The 22,310-nt window shown below is 70.4% G+C and carries 14 protein-coding genes and 3 pseudogenes; 8 read left to right on the forward strand and 9 right to left on the reverse strand.

The window, feature by feature from the left end; translation table 11 throughout:
* Positions 1–22: 22 nt before the first annotated feature.
* A pseudogene (locus BN1555_RS32880) lies at positions 23–2,892 on the reverse strand (PQQ-dependent sugar dehydrogenase).
* A gap of 276 nt (positions 2,893–3,168) precedes the next feature.
* On the opposite strand from BN1555_RS32880, the pseudogene BN1555_RS32885 reads away from it, so the two are divergent.
* From BN1555_RS32885 to BN1555_RS32895, 3 genes and pseudogenes are all read left to right on the forward strand, one after another.
* Positions 3,169–4,085: pseudogene (locus tag BN1555_RS32885) on the forward strand (ABC transporter permease).
* A gap of 54 nt (positions 4,086–4,139) precedes the next feature.
* Positions 4,140–5,162, forward strand: coding sequence for a LacI family DNA-binding transcriptional regulator (locus BN1555_RS32890; RefSeq protein ID WP_093802805.1), 1,023 nt, complete (start codon positions 4,140–4,142; stop codon positions 5,160–5,162).
* Between the two features lie 238 nt (positions 5,163–5,400).
* Entirely contained in the window at positions 5,401–6,153 is a 753-nt protein-coding gene (locus BN1555_RS32895; RefSeq protein WP_093802806.1) for a transglutaminase domain-containing protein, read from the forward strand.
* A 271-nt stretch (positions 6,154–6,424) separates the two neighbouring features.
* On the opposite strand, the gene BN1555_RS32900 is transcribed toward BN1555_RS32895, so the two are convergent.
* Positions 6,425–6,874, reverse strand: coding sequence for a subtilase-type protease inhibitor (locus tag BN1555_RS32900; RefSeq protein ID WP_093802807.1), 450 nt, complete (start codon positions 6,872–6,874; stop codon positions 6,425–6,427).
* A gap of 433 nt (positions 6,875–7,307) precedes the next feature.
* Between BN1555_RS32900 and BN1555_RS32905 the strand changes: the two genes are divergently transcribed.
* Positions 7,308–8,855, forward strand: coding sequence for an extracellular catalytic domain type 1 short-chain-length polyhydroxyalkanoate depolymerase (locus BN1555_RS32905; protein ID WP_093802808.1), 1,548 nt, complete (start codon positions 7,308–7,310; stop codon positions 8,853–8,855).
* A 24-nt stretch (positions 8,856–8,879) separates the two neighbouring features.
* On the opposite strand, the gene BN1555_RS32910 is transcribed toward BN1555_RS32905, so the two are convergent.
* The 5 genes and pseudogenes from BN1555_RS32910 to BN1555_RS32930 form a co-directional block, all read right to left on the reverse strand.
* Positions 8,880–9,119, reverse strand: a complete 240-nt coding sequence (locus BN1555_RS32910; protein WP_093802809.1) for a hypothetical protein — start codon at positions 9,117–9,119, stop codon at positions 8,880–8,882.
* A gap of 10 nt (positions 9,120–9,129) precedes the next feature.
* On the reverse strand, positions 9,130–9,810 hold the full coding sequence (locus BN1555_RS32915) for a TNT domain-containing protein (protein WP_093802810.1): 681 nt from the start codon (positions 9,808–9,810) through the stop codon (positions 9,130–9,132).
* A gap of 106 nt (positions 9,811–9,916) precedes the next feature.
* Positions 9,917–11,956 carry a CocE/NonD family hydrolase gene (locus BN1555_RS32920; RefSeq protein WP_093802811.1) on the reverse strand — a complete coding sequence of 680 codons (2,040 nt, stop codon included), beginning with the start codon at positions 11,954–11,956 and terminating at the stop codon, positions 9,917–9,919.
* Between the two features lie 37 nt (positions 11,957–11,993).
* A pseudogene (locus tag BN1555_RS32925) lies at positions 11,994–13,303 on the reverse strand (acetyl-CoA carboxylase biotin carboxylase subunit family protein).
* A gap of 217 nt (positions 13,304–13,520) precedes the next feature.
* Positions 13,521–14,537, reverse strand: a complete 1,017-nt coding sequence (locus BN1555_RS32930) for a LacI family DNA-binding transcriptional regulator (protein ID WP_093803818.1) — start codon at positions 14,535–14,537, stop codon at positions 13,521–13,523.
* Between the two features lie 285 nt (positions 14,538–14,822).
* On the opposite strand from BN1555_RS32930, the gene BN1555_RS32935 reads away from it, so the two are divergent.
* The 4 genes from BN1555_RS32935 (at position 14,823) to BN1555_RS32950 (ending at position 19,767) form a co-directional block, all read left to right on the forward strand.
* Complete coding sequence (locus BN1555_RS32935) at positions 14,823–16,133, forward strand: ABC transporter substrate-binding protein (protein ID WP_176710208.1); 1,311 nt, start codon at positions 14,823–14,825, stop codon at positions 16,131–16,133.
* Between the two features lie 99 nt (positions 16,134–16,232).
* Positions 16,233–17,252 (forward strand): carbohydrate ABC transporter permease, encoded by a 1,020-nt coding sequence (locus BN1555_RS32940; protein ID WP_176710209.1) that lies wholly within the window; start codon positions 16,233–16,235, stop codon positions 17,250–17,252.
* A gap of 14 nt (positions 17,253–17,266) precedes the next feature.
* On the forward strand, positions 17,267–18,193 hold the full coding sequence (locus BN1555_RS32945) for a carbohydrate ABC transporter permease (protein WP_093802812.1): 927 nt from the start codon (positions 17,267–17,269) through the stop codon (positions 18,191–18,193).
* A gap of 95 nt (positions 18,194–18,288) precedes the next feature.
* Positions 18,289–19,767, forward strand: a complete 1,479-nt coding sequence (locus tag BN1555_RS32950; protein ID WP_093802813.1) for a GH1 family beta-glucosidase — start codon at positions 18,289–18,291, stop codon at positions 19,765–19,767.
* Positions 19,768–19,851: 84 nt separating this feature from the next.
* On the opposite strand, the gene BN1555_RS32955 is transcribed toward BN1555_RS32950, so the two are convergent.
* Both BN1555_RS32955 and BN1555_RS32960 read right to left on the reverse strand, forming a co-directional pair.
* Positions 19,852–20,835, reverse strand: a complete 984-nt coding sequence (locus tag BN1555_RS32955) for an aldo/keto reductase (protein ID WP_093803823.1) — start codon at positions 20,833–20,835, stop codon at positions 19,852–19,854.
* A gap of 53 nt (positions 20,836–20,888) precedes the next feature.
* Positions 20,889–21,878: a Gfo/Idh/MocA family protein gene (locus tag BN1555_RS32960; protein ID WP_093802815.1), complete on the reverse strand. Its 990-nt coding sequence runs from the start codon at positions 21,876–21,878 to the stop codon at positions 20,889–20,891.
* Positions 21,879–22,310 lie beyond the last annotated feature (432 nt).

A 22,310-nucleotide genomic window follows, 5' to 3' on the forward strand; every position in this document is an offset into this window, starting at 1 on the left:
ATTGGTTGTGCCTCCTCTCCTGCTACGGCAGGGTCCACTTCTGGTTGGCGCCGGTGTGGCAGGTCCACAGGTGGGTGCGGGTGCCGTCGTTCCAGGTGCTGCCTTCGGCGTCGAGGCATTTGCCGGCCTGCGGGTTGCGGACGGTGGTGTCCGCCTGGGGCGTCCACTGCTGCGCGGCGGTGCCGTTGCAGGTCCACAGCTGGATCTTCGTACCGTCGGCGGTCCCTCCGCCGCTGATGTCCAGGCACTTGCCCAGCGCGCGGAAGGTGCCGTCGCCGGGCAGCGTCCACTTCTGTGCGCCGCTGCCGTTGCAGGTCCACAGCTGGACCTGTGTCCCGTCGGCGGATGCCCCGTCCGCGACGTCCAGGCACTTGCCGTTCACGCCCTTCACCTCACCCGTCCGCGAGCCGCTGCCGCTGCCCGAGGTGGTGAGGTGGAAGTCGTCCACGTCGAAGAGCGAACCGCTGCCGCCCTTGAAGACGAGGTGCAGCGTGGTCGTACCGGCGGGCCGGTTCGACAGCGCGGTGCTGACCTCCTGGTACGTCTCCCAGCCACCCGTCACGGGAACCGCCGCCATGCCCAGGAGAGTCCCGGTGGGAGAGCCGGCCCGTACCTCGATCGTGCCGCCGACGCCTCCGGAGGCGACCCGGGCGGTGAACCGGGTGGCGTCGTCGAGGGCGTACGGCCTGAAGGAGATCCAGTCGCCGTTGTCGATGTGGCCGACCGCCTTGCCGCCGTGGGCCGGCGTGTGGCTGACGACCTCGACGCCCGACGAACCGCCGTAGTGCTCACCCTGCCGGTGGCTGGGCTGGCTGATGTGCTGGGCGTGGGTGGTCAGGGCGGGCTGGCCGTTCGCTCCCTTGTCGGTGTACTCCGCGTCCCAGACGCCGAAGATGTTCGCGTTCGGGTCGTGCTCGCCGTCCGCGATGGTCTGCACCGTGCCGGAGCAGCCGGTCGCGGAGGTCTGCGGGTGGCCGTGACTGTCGTGCCCGATGATGAAGGTGATCTTCACCTTGGAGCAGTCGACGGTGCCGTCCTCGGGGTCGGTCACCGTCACCTTGTACGGGACGGCCGCGCCCGGGTCGATGATCCGGCCGTCGGCCGGCAGCTCCAGCCTCACGGTCGGCGCGGTGTTGCCGACGGTCACCTGCACCGAGGCGGTGGCGCTCTTGCCGGTGGTGTCGGTGACGGTGAGGGCGGCGGTGTACTGGCCGTTGGCCGTGTACGTGTGGGACGGGTTCGCGGCGGTCGACGTTCCCCCGTCGCCGAACTTCCACGCGTAACTCAGCGCGTCCCCGTCCGGGTCGGAGGTGCCGGCCGAGGAGAACGCGACGGCGAGCGGCGCCTTCCCGGAGGTGCGGTCGGCCTTGGCCTGGGCGAGGGGGGAGCGGCCGTCGGTGAGGTGCTCGATGCGGTACAGCGCGGAGTTCGCGTCCCCGCTGAAGTAACCGGTGCCGTAGTCCAGGACGTACAGCGCGCCGTCGGGGCCGAAGGCCATGTCCATCACCTGGGTGCCGCTCCAGGGAAAGGCGTTGACGGACTGGACGGTTCCGTCGGTGCCCTGCGCGATCCGCTTGATCCACTTGCGGCCGAACTCCCCGGCGAAGAAGTTCCCGTCGTAACTCTGCGGGAACTTCACGGCCGACGTGGAGGAGGCGTCGTAGCGGTAGACCGGCCCGCCCATGGGGGACTCGGAACCGCTGCCGAACTCGGGTACCGAGCCGCCGTCGTACGGGATCCAGGCGGGCTGGGCCGGGGGCAGGTCGGTGAGTCCGGTGTTGCGGGGGGAGTCGTTCTTCGGGCGGCGCAGTCGAACTTCGCGCCGGAGACGGCGGTGGCGAAGTTGTAGTCGGTGTACGCGTCGTTCCTGCCGGTGCAGTACGGCCAGCCGAAGTTTCCGGCCTTGGTGATGCGGTTGAACTCGACCTGGCCGGCGGGGCCGCGGGCGGCGTTCGCCGTTCCCGCGTCGGGCCCGTAGTCACCGAGGTAGACGGTCCCGGTGGCCTTGTCGACGCTCATCCGGAACGGGTTGCGAAATCCCATGGCGTAGATCTCGGGGCGGGTCTTCGCCGTGCCGGGTGCGAAGAGGTTGCCCGGGGGAGCGGAGTACGAGCCGTCCGCGTTCACCTTGATGCGCAGCACCTTGCCGCGCAGGTCGTTGGTGTTGCCCGAGGAGCGCTGGGCGTCGTACGCCGGGTTGCGGGACGCGCGTTCGTCGATCGGCGTGTACCCGTCGGACGCGAAGGGGTTCGAGTCGTCCCCGGTGGTGAGGTACAGGTTGCCCTGCGCGTCGAAATCGATGTCACCGCCCACGTGGCAGCAGATTCCGCGCGAGGCCGGTACGTCGAGGATCTTCTTCTCGCTGGCGAGGTCCAGGGTCCCGTCGGCGCCGAGGGAGAAGCGGGAGAGCCGGTTCACGCCGTCGAAGGGGGCGAAGTCGGCGGCCGTGCCGTCACCCGGGGCGTCGCCGCCCGGAGTGCTGAGCTTCGGGGCGTAGTACAGGTAGACGAGGCGGTTGGAGGCGAATCCGGGATCCACGCCGACACCCTGGAGCCCTTCCTCGTCGTGGCTGTAGACGTCGAGCTTTCCCGCGACCTTCGTCGTGCCCGCCGCGTCCGTGAGCCGCAGCGTGCCGTCGCGTGAGGTGTGCAGTACCGAGCGGTTGGGGAGGACCGCCATGGTCATCGGCTCGCCGGTCTCCACGACGCCCTTGGCGAGGGTGACCTGCTGGAACTCCTCGGCTGCGGCAGGGGCTTCGGCTGCCGAGGTCTCCCGGTCCGCGTCACGGGGAGCGGCCGCGGCGGACCCGGCGGGCGCCAGGAAGCCCGCGGTGAGCAACGCGGTGAGCAGTAACGCGGGGATCTGGCGGGGTCTGAACGGTTTTTTGCGCACAGGAGTCTCCCAACGGGGTGGGGGGTGTCCGGCGGGCCGGGAAGTAGTCCCGCCGGGGGGAGCCAGGCGCGCGCCGTCGCGCCGGAAGGTCACCGGCCATGCACGCATGTCCGGTTCGTTTCAAGGAAGTTAGCGGGCTTGGTCTCACCGCGTAACCCCTTTCGCATCCGCTTTCGCGACTTCTTCCGCGGTCAGGACAAAGCGGGGGAGGGGCGCCTCTCTCCCGTCGAAACCGTGGCCGCGGGTCTGTTGTGGTGCGCTTGGGACTGCGGCTGGATGTCGACTGCGTGCCGTACCCCATGGGCGCGAAGTGCTTCCGGTCCTTCGGCGAGGACGGCGGCTCGAAGTACCGACTGGCGCGTCCCCCATGCCTCGTTCGGGGCCCCCGCGGGGGCCGCGCCGAGCGCCGCCGAACCGGCCGTCAGGCGGCGTGCCGCGGAACTCGTGCAGCGCCAGGGTGTTCCCGCGGTGCTGCTGGCCGTCGTGCTCATCGCCTCGTTCGCCCACCCGACGTTCGCCACCCTGGACAACGCCCGCGGTACGACCGTGCAGGCGTCCTTCCTCGCCGTGGTCGCCCTCGGCATGCCCCTGGTCGTCATCACGGGCGGCATCGACCTGCCGGTCGGCTCCGTGTTCGCGCTCGGCGGCGTCCTCGCCGCCCGGGCGTCACAGTGGGGGCTCTTCCCCGCGCTGCTGGTGCCTCTGGTGGTGTGCGGCGTGTTCGGCCTGCTCAACGGGTTGCTCATCGCCCGCGCCGGGATGGCGCCTCTCATCGTCACCCTCGCCACCCTGCTGGCCGCGGGCGGCATCCTCCTCGCCTCACCGACGAGGGAGCGACGGCGTACTTCGTCCCGGAGGACTCGGCCTTCGCCGGACTCGGGCAGGGCAGCGTCCAGGGCTTCGGTCCCCCCGTCCTGATCGCCCTGGCGCTGTTCGGAGCAGGAGGGCTGCTCCTGCAACGCACCTCGCTCGGGCAGACGCTCTTCGCCGTCGTCATCGGCACCCTCCTCGTCGGCGGCGCCGGATCGGTCGGCGGCACCCTCTGGGGCGTTCTGCTGCTGGCCGTCATCCAGAACCTGATCAACCAGATCGGCTCGCTGTACTCCTCGTACCAGTCGGTGGTCAGCGGAGGCTTCCTTGTCGTTGCCGTCGTGGCGCAGCGCTACCTGGCACGCAGCCGCAGAACCACCTGAACCACCTGAAGCGCCGGATCCGGTACGTCCGGCCAGGCCGAGTCGAGGAGAGCCGTGGGCGTCAGCCTCGAGGACGTTGCGCAACGGGCGGGCGTGTCCATCAAGACCGTGTCGAACGTGGTCAACAACTACCAGCACGTCACCCCCACCATGCGGGCCAAAGTGCAGCAGGCCATCGACGAACTCGGCTACCGCCCCAACCTCACCGCACGCCACCTGCGCAAGGGCCGCACCGGCATCATCGCCCTCGCCGTGCCCGAGTTCGGCAACCCGTACTTCGCGGAACTGGCCGGCGCGGTCGTCGACGCGGCCGCCCGGCACGACTGCACCGTCCTCGTCGACCACACCGCCGGACTGCGGGAGAGGGAACTCCTGGTCAGTCAGGGCTTCCGGTCCCATGTGATCGACGGCCTGATCCTCAGCCCCACCCACCTGGAGACCGAGGACCTGATGGCGCGTGAGGAGACCGCGCCGCTGGTCCTGCTGGGCGAGCGCGAGTACGAAGCCCCGTACGACCACATCGCGATCGACAACGTGGCGGCGGCCAGGACCGCCGTACGGCACCTCGTCGGCCGGGGGCACCGCCGCATCGCCTTCCTCGGCTCGCGCACGGGCCGCGAACGCCAGCCGGCCCACCTGCGGCTGCGCGGCTGGCGCGAGGAGCTCGCCGCCGCGGGCATCACGCCCGACGAGGCACTCGTGGTGGTCACCGACGGGTACGGCCGCGAGGACGGGGCCGCGGCCATGGCGTCCCTCCTCGACCGCGGGGAACGCCCCGACGCGGTCTTCGCGTACAACGACCTGATCGCCGTCGGGGCGATGCGCACGCTCACCGAACGCGGACTGAGCATCCCGGCCGACGTCGCCGTCGTCGGCTTCGACGACATCGAGGAGGGCCGGTACGGAGCCACCACGCTCACCACGATCTCGCCGGACAAGGAGGCCATCGCCCGGCTCGCCGTCGACAGCCTCGTGGAACGGCTCTCGGGAAGCCCGGTGCCCGAACCCCGGCGGGCCCGCCCCGGCTACCGCCTCGTCGTCCGCGAATCGACCGCGCCCCGGCGGACCGGTACGTGAGGGACGGCCGAGGAGTCCGTCCCGGCCGTCCACCCGCTCGCTCGTCACGAGGATCTCCGGTGCCCCGCCCCACCGCGCACCGCGAGCCGTCCGGCACCGTCCCCGGGGACCGGCCCCCGGATCCCGCCTCGCCACGGCCCTGACTCCGGGGGGCATCGGGTGACGTGTCACCAAGGCGACCCTGCTCGTACGGCGACCCCGTGACGACGGCGGTGGCGGCGCCCGGTAGCATCCGTCCATGACGAGCGTGGTACTGACTCCGTGGTGGCGACACCGGCGACCCGCCGCGCCCCGGGCCGACGGGAACCGGGGCTCCACCGCGCCGACCGCGATTCTCGACTGGCGTCATGAGCGGGTCCGGCGACTGCTCGCGGACGCCCGGTCCGCCGCCGGCGGGGGCGGGGACCGCCCGCTGCTGCTGGCCGCGCACCGGCTGGTCGGCGACCGGGTCCGCGCGGTCTACGCCCTCGACGACACACAGTCCGCCTCCCGGACGCTGGCGCGGCGGCGCGGGTCCTGCAGCCAGCGTCTGGCGGTTCTCGAAGCGGTGGCCCGCGCGGCGGGAATTCCCACCCGGGTGCGTGGCCTCCTCGTCGACGGCTCGTTCTGGTATCCGCGTTTCCCCCGGCTGCGCCACCTCGTCCCCGACACGGTCCTCCTGGCCTGGCCGGAGTTCCGGCTCGGGCAGGAATGGGTGGGTGTGTCCGAGCTGTACGCGCCCCTCGGCGCGCTCGGCGCGGCCAACCCGGCGGGCTTCACCAACACGGGACCACAGACCCTCTTCGATGCCCTGGCCTCCACCGCCGTGGACTGGGACGGTTCGACCTGCGGCGCGGACGGCTGCTCGTCGTTCGACCTGTCCGCTCTGGTGCGGCAGGACCTCGGGCGCTTCTCCTCGCGGGACGCCCTCTTCGCCGCCCACGGCCAGACCCTGTGCCCGCCCGCCCGGATCGTCGCAGGCGCGTTGCTCGGCCGCCGCTCCGCCGCCTGACAGGACTGTAGCCGGGTCGCGCCGGCCAGTGGCGCACATCACGCCGGAACCCGGGAGGGAGCGGAACATCCATGGGTGGTTGGCCGTTCAACCATGTGTGGGTACGGAGGGGACAGTGTCCCCGGGCCTCACCTCCGGCCCATGGGGAAGATCGTTCGGCTGAAGCCCCATGGAGCCACTCGCCGAGAGGCGACCGCCCTCCGCTCCCACACCCTTGCCGCCCCGGCTGGTTTCCCCCGACCAGCCGGGGCTTTCCCGTGCGCGGGGCCGGTCAGAAGGAGAACAGCGCGCTCTCCGTCAGGCCGCCCTCCATCTCGCATACGTTGCCGAAGGTGGCCGACCAGGAGACCGGCTTGCCCTGCCACACGCCCTGGGCGGTGATGACGACCGGGTCCCACTCGCGCGTGCAGCTCCGCTGCGGCGACGTGTCGACCAGCCCGGAGAACTCGCCGTGCGCGGCGCGCAACTCCTTGCAGGCGGCCCCGGGGGACGGGTGGGTGCCGCCGGGCAGGGGGGCGCAGCTCAGCGTCACGGCCCGTCCGACGGTCGCCGTGGCGGCTTCCTCGCCCGTGCCCATGGTGAGCACCAGGGCGGACGGTGCGTAAAGGCCGGCCGCCCCGGCGGCCGGCTGCGCGTGCGCGGTGCCCGTGCTGACGGCGCCCGTGAGTGCCAGGGCGGCCGCCGCACCGACGGTGCCGAACGTGTTCCGGATGTGACGCATGGATGGTTCTCCTCTGGTTTCAGGCCGGTTGCGGGGTTGTTGCGCTGTGGAGTGTTGCTGATGCGGACGGTGAGTGCACACCGATCGCCCCATTCCGGCCGCGGGCGCCCGGGCGGCGGTGACCGAATGGTCGTTCGGGCAGCTCGGGAGTGGTGCGCATGTCGTGCGACAGGGTGTCCATCATGTGGACAAGCGTCGGTGGTACAACGCAAAACGACCTTCTGACCTGCGCTCATGCTCAAGTGGTTCATTCTTCGGTCATGCCGCTTCGACTGAAAAACATCGCTGTCCGGGCCGCTTCGCGCAGGACGGCAACGTGCCCGGGCCACATCGCGCGTGCCGGGCGAAGGTGGCGTCGCCCCCTCCTGTGCGGCGTACGGCCGGCCCTACAGTCCTTCTCCGGACGAGGGCCCTTGTGAAGGAGCGAGCCGCCATGGATCCACACCCGCCTCGTGCGCAGAAGAGACTTCCCGCCGTCGCGGTCCTGCTGGCACTGCTGACCGCACTGCTCGGTACCGGCTGGACGGCTTTCGCGCCCGCCGCCCGGGCCGCGTCGCTCACCGAGGTCACCGGCTTCGGAACGAACCCCGGCAACCTGCGCATGTTCCGGTACGTTCCGGACGGCCTGCCGGCCGGCCGCCCCCTCGTCGTGGCCCTGCACGGCTGCACCCAGTCGGCCGCCGCGTTCGACACGGAGACCGGCTGGACGACCTGGGCCGACCGCTGGGGCTTCGCCCTTCTGCTGCCGCAGCAGCAGTCCGGCAACAACCTCAACTCCTGCTTCAACTGGTTCGAGTCCGCGGACATCAGACGCGGCTCGGGCGAGGCGCTGTCGGTCAAGCAGATGACCGACCGGATGAAGACGGACCTGGGCAGCGACCCCTCCCGCGTCTACGCCACGGGGCTGTCCGCGGGCGCGGCCATGACCAACGTCATGCTGGCCGCGTACCCCGACGTCTTCGCCTCCGGAGCCCCCGTGGCCGGCCTGCCGTACGCCTGCGCGACCTCCGTCGTGGCCGCCTACGGCTGCATGAGCCCCGGGACCGACCTCTCGCCCGCCGCCTGGGGCGACAAGGTCCGTGCCGCGTACCCCGGTTACGCGGGCCCCTGGCCGACCGTCTCCGTCTGGCAGGGGGCGCGCGACACGACGGTCGTGCCCGCCAACATGACGGAGACCGTCGAGCAGTGGACCCGTGTCCACGGCGCGGACACGGCGCCCGACACCACGGACACCGTGGCCGGCCACCCGCACGCCGTGTACCGCGACAGTGCGGGACGGCCGGTGGTGGAGACCCACTCGATCACCGGCATGGGCCACGGCCAGCCCGTCGACCCCGGGACCGGCGCGGAGCAGTGCGGTGTCGCGGGTGCCTACATACTCGACGTCGACCTGTGCGCCGCGTACCGCATCGGACAGTTCTGGGGCCTCGGTGACGGCGGAACGCCGCCTCCCGGGGGCGGCACGAAAACGGCGGTGCTGCCGAGCCGGGCGGCGGACGACGGATACGTGAAGGCGTCGGCCACCGGCGGCGCACCGGCGGCCGGCACCTTGGAGGGCACCTACGGCGTGGCCGTGGGCCGGGGCGCGGACGGGCTGCACAACCGCGCGCTGTTCTCGTTCGACACCTCGCCCGTCCCGGACGGGGCGACCGTGAAGCGGGCCTTCCTGACCGTGACGTACGGCAGCGGCAGCGGTGACCCCTGGGCGTCCGGAAACCGTATGGTCCTGGACGTCAGGTCCGGCTGCTTCGGCGCGGGATGCGAGACGGCCGCCGACGACTGGAGCGCCGCCGCGTCGGCGTCCGGGGTGGCGGAGATCGGCCGGTTCACCTCCGGAACGCAGACGTCGGCCGACTTCACGGCAGTCGACGTCACGGGGACGACCCAGGTGCGCCTGCGCCTGGCATCCGCGCCCGCCACCACGGCGTACGTCTTCCTGAAATCCGGGACCTCCGCCACGCTGACGGTGGAATGGGAGTGACCGGGACCGCAAGGGCCGCGAGGATCAGGTGAGCAGGCGCAGCAGCTGCGCGCAGGCCTCGGCCTCGCTCGCGTGCCGGCTGACGGGCTCGTAGACACCACGCTCGTACGCACCGGTCTCCCACGCCCGGCCGCCGTCCTGGCTCTTCCTCAAGTACAGGAAGTCGGGGGGCGTGGGGACCGGCTCATGGACGCCTTCGATGCGGAAGCAGTCGTCGGGCACCCCCGCCGCGCTCAGCGCGGCCCGCAGTTCGTGGCGATTCATGGGGGCGAGGCTACGCGCCGGCCGGTTCGAGGTAGCCGTGCTCCAGCAGCCACTTCACATTCAGCCGCTGCCCCTCACCCGGATTCAGGAACACCGGATCGAGCTTGATCTGCTGCCCGCCGCCCGGCTGCTCGAACCACGGAGCGATGCTGCCCTGCCACACCCAGAACGGCTTGGTGACTTCGTAGACGCGGTAGTCGCACGGCGCCGACGGTTCACGGGTGTTCAGGTTCTGCGGGGGCAGCGCGCGCTTGGCGTACGGGTCACCGGCAGGCGCCAGGTAGGAGCCGTACTCCGAACCGAAACGGTCCAGGCGCTGGCCGTCGCGGAGCTTCGTGGGCTCCTTGTCCACCTCGCCGTTGACCTCCCCGAACCCGTCGTTGGGCGGGTACTTCCAGCCACCCGAGTCGGCGGGACCCTGCCAGTACTCCTTCAGGAAGTCCTCCGACGACAGCTTCCCGGTCCGCTGGTAGCCCTTCAGCAGCGGGCCCACCGGCTTCTCGTGCTTGCGCGGAAGCCACTCGGGCCCGAGCCGTGCGTCGTCCCGGAACGAGCCGGTGCACGGCTCGGGCCGGGACGCGCCGGCGGCCGGCCGTTCCTCGTGCTGCTGCGGGACGGCGCTCGCGGCGGGTGCGAGCGCCGTCGCGGCGGTGATTCCGAGTGCGGCGAGTACGGTGCGGATGCGGTTCACTCAGGGTCCCCTCGGGTGTGCGGTCCACCATGCGACGCGGCGCAGCGTAGCGGATCCACTACTCTCCGCGTTGCGTGTTGGCGCAGATCGCCCGAAGGGGGAGTGTTTACAGCCCGTCCCGTGGCAACGTCTCGTTCCAGGTGCGGGAGAAGACCCGTCGCTCCCCCTCGTAGCCGTCGAGGGTCGCGTCGACGAAGAACTCCGTCTCGCTGCACCGCAGTTCGGTGCGGGTCTCCACGCGCACGTCCCAGTCGTCCCGCCGGAACCGCATCGTCCAGGCCGATTCCCCGCCGACGGAGGTGAAGTCGTCGGCCGTGGCGGTGTAGCGCTCGTACGCGCGGCAGCCCACGTCGAGACCGATCCCGTCGATGCGCACGGTACCCCGGTCCTTCACGATCTCCAGCGCGGAGTCGTACCCGATCAGGTCGCGCTTGACCTCCCAGCGCTGCTCGGGAGGCGACAGCCGGGTAGTGGTGAGGGGCGGGGCGCCCTCGGGCTCGCCGAAGGGGCGCTGCGGCAGTTCGTCCGGCTCGTCCACCGGGCGCACCGGCAGCGTCAGGGTGCTGGATCCCTCGTGGACACTCAGCAGGACGGGCCTGGGCGGTGGCCAGGCCAGCGGCCAGTACGACGTGGACAGGGAGAGCCGGATGCGGTGGCCGCGCGGGAAGACCTGGGCCACACCGTTGAGCTGGACGGTGGCGCGGTAGCGCCGGCCGGGCTCCAGCGGTTCGGGCTCGCCCGTGCCGTCGCGGTGCGTCAGGTTGAGCACTCCGTACGTGACGCGTGTGGCACGCCCGTCGGGTGCGACGTCGGAGAGGCGGGCGGCGACGGTGGCCACCGGTTCGCTGACGGACAGGTCGAGTTCGACGGTGGGGGAGCCGAGGATCTCGACCGGCTCGTCCAGCGGTCCGGTGTCGAAGACCAGCGAGCCGCCGTCCTCCTCGCGCTGGTCGTACGGCAGGTCCGGCGGGGCGTTGTACGAAGCCCACTTGCCCGCGAACTGGCCGACGGACAACGGCGACTGCACGGTCATCGCGTCCTCGCTGCCACCTGCCGCAGGCGTCGCTTCCCCCGGCATGGCGATGCGGTGGCGCAGCAGCGGATGCGCGACGGGCCGGATGTGCGGCGAGGGCCAGTCCGGTTCACCGACCCACCGGCCGGGCCGCTCCTCGTACGACGTCGAGGGCGGCACGCTGTCCTGCATCCACGCCTGGAGCATGGGGCCGTCCATGACGCCGTTGTCGACGCCCTTGAGCCAGTGGTCCCACCAGCGCACGACCTCCTGGAGGTAGCCGATGGCCGGGCCGGGCTCGCCCAGGTGCGGGAACTTGTGTGACCAGGGCCCGATCAGGCCCTTGCGCGGTACGTCCAGATTCCCCAGCAGCCGTGTCACCGCGTTGGAGTAGCCGTCGGCCCACCCGCTGGACGCGAGGACGGGGCAGCGTACGGCCGCGTAGTCCTCGCAGACCGAGGCGTGCCGCCAGTAGTCGTCGCGGCGCTGGTGGCGCAGCCACTCCAGGACCCACGGGCGGGTGTGCTCCATGCGTTCGTGCCACATGTCGCGCCAGCGGTCGCCGACCACCGCGGGGTCCGGCGGGCAGGTCGCGTACGCGAACATCGTCCCCGCCTCGGCGAGGTTGTCCGACAGCATCGCGCCGCCCATGTAGTGCATGTCGTCGGCGTACCGGTCGTCCGTGAAGGAGGCGATGACGACGGCGCGCAGGCTCGGGGGCTGCCGGGCCGCGGTCTGCAGGGCGGCGAACGCGCCCCACGAGATGCCCATCATGCCGGTGGCGCCGTCGCACCAGGGCTGTTCGGCCAGCCAGGCGAGGACCTCCTCGGCGTCGGCCTGTTCCTGCTCCAGGTACTCGTCGGCCAGCACCCCCTCGGAGTCGCCGGTGCCCCGCAGGTCCACGCGTACGCAGGCGTAGCCGTGGCCCGCGATGTAGGGGTGGTTGACCGAGTCGCGGACCGCGGTCAGGTCGCGTTTGCGGTAGGGAATGTACTCCAGTACCGCAGGCACCGGCTCCTCGTCCGAGGAGACCGGACGCCAGACGTGCGCCGACAGGCGGGTGCCGTCGGACAGGGGAATGACGGCGTGCTCCTCTTCCTTCGTCGCGTACGGCAGGTTGCTCACGAAACGCATACGGCGGGACGCTCCTTTTCCTCGGGTCCCCGGGGTCTCAGACGTTCTTCTGGTCGCGGCCGCCCGGTATGGTCTCGTCGAAGGCGAGGCCCAGAGCCGCCACGCAGCGGTCGTACTTCTCCCGCAGCTCCTCTTCGCTGTTCCCACCGGTGAAGATGTGGGCCAGTTCGTAGCTGTAGCTGTCCTGGTGGGGGGTCTCCGACAGGCGCTGCCCCTCCTCGGGCACCACGTCGACCCGCACGCCCGGGATCTCGCGCTCGATGCGTTCGATGTCCTCGGGCGTGGGCACCTGGCGGGCCGCGCCGTCGGCGAACCACCGGTAGTACCACTTGGCGGCCACCTTGTACGGGCCGGCCCGGTGCGGAAGGGACGGGTCCTTGCCCAGGGCGAGGCCGAGCATGCAGTGGTGGTTCGGGGCGCCGTCGACGTACTCGAACAGCTCCGCGTGCGACTGGGAGTGCCGCGGGTTGATCTCCAGCAGGTTGATCCCGTCGGTCCGCGGGTCGTAGAAGAACTCGATGCTGAAGGTCGCCGAGTCCATGCCGATCTGCCGCATCACCCGCTCGGACACGTCGTGCAGCCGGCGTACCACCGGCCCGGGCAGGGTCGAGGGGTACTGGTGACGCAGGAAGCTGGAGGAGTCCGGGTAGTTGATGGAGTCGAGGACGCCGTAGACGGTGACCTCACCGTGGTGGACGTACCCCTCCACCGCCACCTGGATCCCCGAGAGGGCCTCCTCGGCCAGGCAGACCTGACCGCCGACACCGGCCATCTCCTCGGGCAGGTCGAGCCGGTCGAGGATGTACTCGAAGGGCCGGCCCACCCGTGCGACGCCCCTGCGGATCTCGGCGACCGCTTCGAGGAACTCCTCCTGGTCCTTGACGCCGAAGGCGAGTTCCGACGAGTACGACAGGGCGGGCTTGAGCCACATGGGGAAGCGCACACCCTCGGGCGGGCGCGGATCGTCCGTCTCCAGGTCGACCCGGCCGAAACGCGGATGCTCGTCGACGACCTTCTGCTGCTCCAGCCGGCTCCAGTACTTGTGCTCGCACTTGACGACGGATTCCAGGCTGGTGCTGCGCGTGCCGTAGCGCTTGCTGAGCATCGGGACGAGCGTGCTCACGGGAAGTCCCAGTAGCCGACGATCGCGTCGATGCTGCCGTCGAAGGCGTCGAGCACCTTCTGCGCCTTCTCGAACAGCTCCGCCACCGACACCTCGCCGTGCTGGAGCTCCTCGATGGTGAGCAGAGGGTGGAACTCGTACTGCTGTGCGTCGGGCACGGCCTGCAGAGTCGGCAGATTGGCCTCGTCCAGGCCGATCACGAATATGTTCTTGCGTGCGCTCACTTGCTCTCCTTGGCCGGCTCGTTCCGCTTCGTCGCCTGGTGCGCAGCGTTCCCTCACGGGGGCGCTGACGGCGCGAGCGTCCTGATCGCCTTCCTCCTCGGGCCCGTCTCACACATCTGATCAACGGGTATGCCCGAGGGTGGGGAAGTGAACGCACAGCGTTACGGCCTCCGGCGCCCGCCGCTCCGGGGGACGGAGCCGTGACCGGCCGGCCTTCTCACGAGGAGTCGCGGACGATGAGGTCCGTGGGGAGCAGGATGTGCTGCCGGGGCGCTTCGGGGTCGGCGATCTCCTCGAGCAGGATACGGGCGATCATCGTGCCGATCTCCTCTATGGGCTGGCGCACGCTCGTCAGGGGAGGGTCGGTGTGGCGGGCGAAGAACGAGTCGTCGAAGCCGACTACCGCCACGTCGTGCGGAACGCGCCGTCCCTGCCTGCGCAGTTCCATCATCGCGCCCGCGGCCATGACGTCGGACGCCACGAAGACGGCATCCAGGTCAGGCGCCGCTTCAAGAAGTGAACGCATCGCCTGCTCGCCTCCGGCCTCGGTGAAGTCGGCCGAGGCGACCAGCCGTTGGCCGGCGTCACAGCCTGCTTCCTCCTGCGCGTCCCGCCACCCCTGCAGCCGGGTGCGGCCCACGTCCATGTCCAGCGGGCCGGCGATCGTGGCGATCGTCGTCCGGCCGCGCTCCAGCAGATGCCGGACCGCGGCCGTCGCACCGCCGAGGTTGTCGCAGTGGACATGGCTGAGGGACTCGGTGGGGGAGCGCCGGCCGGCGAGCACGGTGGGCAGGCCCATGTCCTCCAGCAGGCCGGGCAGCGGATCCTGTTCGTGCACCGACACCAGCAGCACGCCGTCCACGCGCCGTTCGGCGACCGAGTCGGTCAGCCGGTCCCGCTCGCCCTTGTCCCGTACGAGCATGAGCTGCAGTTGCGTCCTGGTGTCGGCCAGGCCGGTACTGACTCCGCGGATGACGGCCGAGAAGTAGGGCTCCGATCCCAGGCGGCTCTCGGACTCGGGGATCACGAGCGCGATGGAGTTGGTCCTGCTGGTGACGAGGCCGCGGGCAACGGAGTTCGGTACGTAGTTGAGTTCGTCGATCGCGGCCAGGACCGCGGCCCGCGCCTCTTCGCTGACGAGCGTCGAACCGTTGATGACACGTGAGACGGTCGTACGTCCCACACCGGCTCTCGCGGCCACGGTTTTGATGGTCGGGCGTCGCCTTCCCTCCATGGCTTCCTCCTCGTAGAACGGCGTCCGGGCGCCGTTCACCAGCGCATTGTGCCAGACAGTAACCGAGCTTCGCGGCTCCGAGCAGATTGTCGACGACATCTGTGTGCAACGAAGTGGATTCAAGTTCTTGACAGACCCAACGCCCGCCGGTCAGTCTTCGTGAACCGTGGTGGGCACGTTCCCACCACCAAGTGGGAACGTACCCACTCCATCATCGAAGCCACAGAGCGGACCGGCCGGGGGGCTTGCACTCCGGTGCGTCGGCGCCGCCACTGGGAGGGCTAAATGAGCAGGGCTCACAAGCTGTTGCGTACGAAGGTCGTGTCGGCCGTTTCGGCCGTGGCCGCACTCGGCCTGGTCGTCGGATGCAGCGGCAGTGACAGCGGCGGCACCGGCGGTGGTGTCAAGGACGGCAAGGTCACCATCACGATGGGGCTGTTCGGCGTCATGGGCATCAAGGAGACCGGTCTCCTCGACCGCTACATGAAGGAGAACCCGAACGTCGTCGTCAAGGCCGAGGTCGCGGGTGACGAGCAGACGTACTACACCGCGCTGCAGACCCGCCTCGCCGCCGGCAGCGGTCTGAAGGACATCCAGGGCATAGAGATCGGCCGTGCCAAGGAACTCGTCGACACCCGGGCCGACAAGTTCGCCGACATGTCCAAGGTCGAGGGCGTGGACCACTTCCTGCCGTGGAAGCTCAGCCAGGTCACCACGCCGGACAAGAAGGTCATCGGTCTGGGCACGGACATCGGCCCGATGGCGGTCTGCTACCGCAAGGACCTGTTCGAGCAGGCCGGTCTGCCGACCGACCGCGAGGAGGTCGCCAAACTGTGGGAAGGCGACTGGGCCAAGTACGTCGAGGCCGGCAAGCGGTTCAAGGCGGGCAACAAGGACAAGAAGGTCTCCTTCATGGACGCCTCCTCCGGCCTGTTCAACGCCAGCATCTACGGCAACAGCGAGCAGTTCTACAACAAGGACGGCGAGCTGATCTACCAGGACAGCCCCGTGATCAAGGAAGCCTGGGACCTGGCCGTCGAGGCCGGGCAGGCGGGCCTGAGCGCCAAGCTGCCGCAGTTCCAGAAGGGCTGGGACCCCGGTCTGGCCAACAGCACCTTCGCCTCCACGGTGTGCCCGGCATGGATGCTCGCCCACATCAGTGAGAAGGCCGGCCCCGCGAACAAGGGCAAGTGGGACGTCGCCAAGGCTCCGAAGGGCGCCAACTGGGGCGGCACCTTCCTCGGCGTCCTGGAGAGCAGCCCGGTGAAGGAGGAGGCCAAGAAGCTGGTCGCCTGGCTCACCGCGCCCGAGCAGCAGGCATACATCTTCAGCAAGCTCGGCAACATGCCCTCCTCCAAGGAGGCGCTGAGCAGGCCCGAAGTCACCAGTGTCAAGCACGAGTACTTCAGTGACGCGCCCACCGGCCAGATCTTCGGCGCCGCCGCGCAGGAGATCCCCGACGAGCAGGTCCTCGGCCGCAAGGACGGCGCGATCAAGGACATCTTCTCGCAGGGCCTCCAGCTCGTCGACAAGGGCACCGAGCCCGGCAAGGCGTGGGACACCACCGACGAGCGCATCAAGAAGGCCGTCGGCTGACCTCCTGTCCTGATGTCCTCGGCGACCGCGGATGTGACGCACCGGCCGTCCCGGTCGCCGGGGAACGCTTCTGCCCACCCTCAAGGAAGGAGGCCTCCGGTGGCCACCCCCACCTCTGCCCCCCACGCCGAAGGAGCCCGGCCGGCTCCGGCCGGTGGTACGAAGAAGAACAAGGCCAGTGGTGAAGGGGGTCGTCCTCAGCAGGACCGGCGCAACCTCCTGCACCGTCTGGATCTGAAGGGCGCTCCGTACAGCTTCGTGGCGCCGTTCTTCCTCATTTTCGCGGCGTTCAGCCTCTACCCCCTGCTCTACACGTTCTGGATCTCGCTCCACAAGGTGGAGCTCGCCACTCTGGACATCATGGAGTGGAAGGGGTTCGGCAACTACACCGAACTGATCCAGGACGACCAGTTCTGGAACGCCTTCGCCAACACCTTCACCATCGGCGTCATCTCCACGGTGCCGCAGCTCATGCTGGCGCTGGGCCTGGCGCACCTGCTCAACTACAAGCTGCGCGGCTCGACCTTCTTCCGGGTCGCCGCGCTCGCGCCGTACGCCACCTCGGTGGGCGCGGCGGCGCTCGTGTTCACCATGCTGTTCGAGCGCGACTTCGGCATGATCAACTGGTTCATCGAGCTGTTCGGCGTCGACGGCGTCGACTGGGAAGACTCCAAGTGGCCCGCCCAGTTCGCCATTTCGACGATCGTCATCTGGCGCTGGACCGGCTACAACGCGCTGCTGTACCTGGCCGCCATGCAGGCCATCCCGCGCGACCGCTACGAGGCCGCGGCGATCGACGGCGCCTCGCGCTGGCAGCAGTTCCGCCAGGTCACCGTCCCCGGCATCCGCTCCACCATCGTCTTCACGATCGTGCTGTCGACCATCGGGGCGACCCAGATCTTCGGTGAGCCGCTGATCTTCGGCCAGGGACCCAACGGCATCAGCGGCGGCGCCGACAACCAGTACCAGACGCTGGGTCTGCTGCTGTACGAGGCGGGCTGGAAGAACTACCAGATGGGACGGGCCGCCACCGTCGCGTGGGCGATGTTCCTCATCGTCATCCTCGTCTTCCTGCTGCAGCGTCTCCTCCAGCGCCTCACGTCGTCCCGCTCATCCTGACCAGGAGCCAGCCCATGACCACCGACAGCCTCCAGGCCCGGCCGGACGAGCTCGCCCCGCGTACGACCACCACGGCATCCGGCGGCCGCGGCCGCCGCCGGATGCTGAGCACCGGAGCCGGGCGCCAGCACCACGCGGGCCCCCTCGCGTACATCCTGCTCGGGATCGCCGCGCTCACCTCGCTGTTCCCGCTGTACTTCACGATGGTGGCGGCCTCGACGGACAACACCCGTGTCACGCAGACCCCGCCGCCGTTCCTCCCCGGCCCGAACCTCTTCTCCAACCTGGCCAAGGCGTGGGAGGACGCCGCGATGGGCAAGGCGCTGCTCAACAGCCTGATCGTCGCCGGCTCCATCGCGACCGCCACGGTGCTGTTCGCCACCCTGGCCGGGTTCGCCTTCGCCAAACTGCGCTTCAAGGGCCGCAACCTCCTGCTGATGCTCGTCATCGGCACGATGATGGTCCCGCCGCAGCTCAGCGTCGTGCCGCTGTTCATGATGATGAGCGACCTGGGCTGGGGCCAGAGGCTGCCCTCCGTCATCTTCCCCACCCTGGTCAGCGCGGTCGGCGTGTTCTTCATGCGGCAGTACCTCAGTGAGGCACTGCCCGACGAGCTCGTCGAGGCCGGCCGGGTGGACGGCGCCCACTCGCTGCGCATCTTCTGGAGCATCGTGCTGCCGGTCGCCCGCCCGGCGATGTCCGTCCTCTTCATGATCACGTTCGTGCACGCGTGGAACGACTTCTTCTGGCCGTTCGTCGCGCTCAACATGGAGAACCCGACGGTGCCCGTCGCGCTGACCCAGCTCAGCGCCGGATACGTCAAGGACCAGTCGGTCATCATGGCGGGCGCGCTCCTCGGCACACTGCCGCTGCTGGCGATGTTCATCGTCTTCGGCCGCCAGATCGTCGGCGGCATCATGCAGGGAGCGGTCAAGGGCTGAGCGCGCGGCGCCCCTCCCCCTCCCCCTCCTCTCTCCGTTTCTCTCAGCACGACATCCCACCCACCTGACATCCCCTTCCGGAAGGACCTACATACGTGGTCACCGCAGTCCGACGCAGCGAGCCCGCTCCGCAGACCCCCGACACCCGAACCTTCCCCCCGGGATTCCTCTGGGGCACGGCGACCGCCGCGTACCAGATCGAAGGAGCGGCGACGGAGGACGGGCGCACCCCGTCCATCTGGGACACCTACTCCCGCACCCCGGGCAAGGTCCGCAACGGCGACACCGGGGACATCGCCACCGACCACTACCACCGGTGGCAGGAGGACGTCGCCATCATGGCCGACCTCGGTGTGGGTGCCTACCGCTTCTCCCTGGCCTGGCCCCGCATCCAGCCCACCGGCCGCGGCCCCGCGGTGCAGAAGGGGCTGGACTTCTACCGCAGGCTGACCGACGAGCTGCTGGAGAAGGGCATCAAGCCCGTCGCCACGCTCTACCACTGGGACCTGCCGCAGGAACTGGAGAACATGGGTGGCTGGCCGGAACGTGCCACCGCCGAACGCTTCGCCGAGTACGCCGCCCTGGCCGCCGACGCCCTGGGTGACCGGGTACGGACCTGGACGACCCTCAACGAGCCCTGGTGCAGCGCCTTCCTCGGCTACGCCTCCGGCGTCCACGCACCGGGCCGTACCGAACCCGTCGCCGCCCTGCGCGCCGCCCACCACCTCAACCTGGCCCACGGCAAGGCCGTACAGGCGCTGCGCGCAGCCCTGCCCGGCGACGCGCAGATCTCCACCACCCTCAACGTCCACCATGTGCGGCCGCTCACCGAGAGCGCCGAAGACGTGGACGCGGCCCGTCGTATCGACGCGCTGGCCAACCGGATCTTCACCGGCCCCGTGCTCGGCGGCGCGTACCCGGCCGACCTGCTGAGCGACACGGCCCACCTCACCGACTGGTCCTTCGTGCAGGACGGCGACACGGCCGACATCCACCAGCCGCTCGACTTCCTGGGCGTCAACTACTACACGCCGACCCTGGTCTCCGCCGCCGACGGCGAGGCCGCCCACGGCTCCGACGGCCACGGCAACAGCGCGCACAGCCCGTGGCCGGGCGCCGACAACGTGAACTTCCACCTGCCCCCGGGCTCCACCACGGCGATGGGCTGGGCCGTGGACCCCAGTGGCATGTACGACCTGCTGCTCCGGCTCAAGAACGACTTCCCGGACCTGCCCCTCATGATTACGGAGAACGGCGCGGCGTTCGACGACTACGTCAACCCGCAGGGCGAGGTGATCGACCCCGACCGGGTCGCCTACCTGCACGGCCACCTCACCGCGGTCCACCGGGCGATCCAGGCGGGCGTGGACGTCCGCGGCTACTTCCTGTGGTCCCTGCTCGACAACTTCGAGTGGGGCTACGGATACAGCAAGCGCTTCGGCGCCGTCTACGTCGACTACCCGACGGGCCGGCGCACCCCGAAGGCGAGTGCCCGCTGGTACGCCGGCGTGGCGCGCACCGGCACGCTGCCGGCGACGGACGCGCTGCCGGTGGCGCAGGCACCGGCCGAGTAGCCCGGTCGCGCTGGCCGTTCGACGGCTGGGCCCGGCGTGCGCACAGCACGCCGGGCCCAGCCGTGTCCAAAGGACGCGGAGCGCCTACCAGCGGTGGTGCACCTGCGCGCGGATGCGCTCGTCGTACAGCTTCCGTACGGAGCTGAGAGTCGCCTCGGGCAGCGCCGGAACCGCAGCGGCCGCCGCGTTCGCGCGGGCCTGCCCGGCCGAACGCGCGCCCGGGATCACACTGCTCACGCCGGGCTGCTGGATGATCCACCGCAGGGCCGTCTGCGCGGGCGTCGCCCCGTGCGGAGCGAGAGCGGCGAATTCGGCGGCGGCCTCGACACCGGTCTCGAAGTCGATGCCGGAGAACGTCTCTCCCTGGTCGAACGCCTCGCCGTGCCGGTTGTAGGTCCGGTGGTCGTCACCGGCGAAGACGGTCCCCTTGGTGTACTTCCCCGACAGCAGGCCCGAGGCGAGGGGGACTCTGGCGATGATGCCCACGCCGGCCTCGGCGGCGGCGGGAAGCACCTCTTCGAGCGGCTTGAGGCGGAACGGGTTGAGGATGATCTGCACGCTCGCCGTACCGGGGTGCGCGATCGCGGCGAGGGCCTCGGCGCACGTCTCGACGCTCACGCCGTAGGCGGCGATCCGCTTCTCGGCCACCAGGGTGTCCAGCGCGTCGAAGACCTCGCCGGAGGAGTGGACCGAGGACGGGGGACAGTGCAGCTGCACCAGATCCAGGGTGTCCACGCCGAGGTTCTGGCGCGACCGGTCGTTCCAGGCGCGGAAGTTGTCCAGCACGTAGTTCTCGGGCAGCTGCTCGGCGCGGCGGCCCATCTTGGTGGCGACGAACACACCGGCGTCCGGCCGCTCGCGCAGATAGCGCCCGATCAGCTGCTCGCTGCGCCCGTCCCCGTACACATCGGCCGTGTCGAAGAACGTGACCCCCTCGTCGACCGCCGCGTCCAGGACGCCGAGGGCGTCCTCTTCCCGTACGGCGCCCCAGTCGGCACCGAGCTGCCACGTACCGAGCCCGACGACGGAGACGCTCCGGCCGGTCCTGCCCAAAATTCGCTGTTCCATGGAGTGCATCCTAAATTCGGCCGGGTGGGGGGACCTGCGCGTGGTTCACTCGCTCACTCGCCGGGATAGCGCAGACCGACGAGTTCGCGGACCCTGTCCAGGGTGCCCATGACCTCGAGGGTGCCCCGCAGCGGGACCAGGTCCGACTGGGTCCGCTTCTCCCGCAGGCAGCGCATCACTTCCCGCGCCTGGTGGCCGTAACCGTTACCGCTCTGCGGCTCCGCGACGAGCGTCTGCGGGTCGTGTCCGTCGCGCCGCAGGACCAGGGACCGCGGGTTGTAGAAGTCGGCGGGTATCTCGATCCGGCCCGCGGTGCCGTGGACGACGGCGCCGCGCGCGCTGTCGGCCGCCAGCGAACAGGACAGGACGGCCATGGCCCCGCTGTCGTAGCCCAGGACCATCGCCGTGCTCTCGTCCACCCCCTCGTCGGTGAGGTCCGCCCAGGCCGCCACCCGGTCGGGCGGGCCCAGCAGCAGGTGGGCGAACGACACGGGGTACGTGCCGAGATCGAGGAGGGCACCACCGCTGGCGGCGGGGTCGCGCAGCCTGCTCCCGGGGACGTGCGGGACCCGCCCGCTGAAGTCCGCGTGCACGGAGCGGACTTCACCGATGAGGCCCTCGTCGACCATGGAGCGGACGCGCCGGACCAGGGGGTTGAGAGAGGTCCACATGGCTTCCATGAGGAAGAGGGAGTGACGCTCAGCCAGCGCGGCCATCGACGCGGCCTGCGCCCGGTTCAGGGCGAACGGCTTCTCGCACAGCACTGCCTTGCCGCCGTCGAGGCAGGCGGTGGTGGCCGCGAGGTGATGGGCGTGCGGCGTGGCGACGTAGACGACGTCGACCTCCGGATCCGCCGCGAGAGCTTGCCAACTGCCGTACGGGCGGGGGATGGAGAACCGGTCGGCGAAGAGCCGGGCGGAGTGCTCGGAACGGGAACTGACGGCGACCACCTCCGCCTCCGGGATCAGGGCCAGGTCTTCGGTGAAGGCGGCGGCCATGGGGCCGGTGGCCAGGATGCCCCAACGGACCGGACGATCGGACATGTGCTGTCTCCTGTTGCGCGGGTGCGGCGAGGCCCGGGCGCTTGCGCTCCCCGGCTGGATGGGAACGTTCCCATCGAACGCTCGAAGACTCACCCACGGCTTCACCCGCTGTCAAGGACGAAGATCTTGCGCGGACCGGGCGGCCCGGAAAGCGGACCGGGCGGCAAGGAAACCGGCGCCGCCCGCGCTCACGGGGATGTTTCCGGCGGCGTACGGACGTCGCGCTCGGCCCGGACGATCTCTCCGGTCCGCGGGCGGCCGCGGCCGGCTGCCTGTCCTGCGCCGGGGTCCGGGCCGGCAGGTCCGCGTCGGGCCGGGGCGGACGGCTCGCGGCGGCCACCGGTGCCGCCCCGCCGGACCGGACTTCGGGCCCCGCCGTCCTCGTGACCGGACCGCACGGTTTCGACCCCGGCGCGGCCGGGTCTGTCACGC

It is taken from the genome of Streptomyces sp. Wb2n-11 (assembly GCF_001049855.1).
Classification (GTDB): Bacteria; Actinomycetota; Actinomycetes; order Streptomycetales; family Streptomycetaceae; genus Streptomyces; species Streptomyces altiplanensis.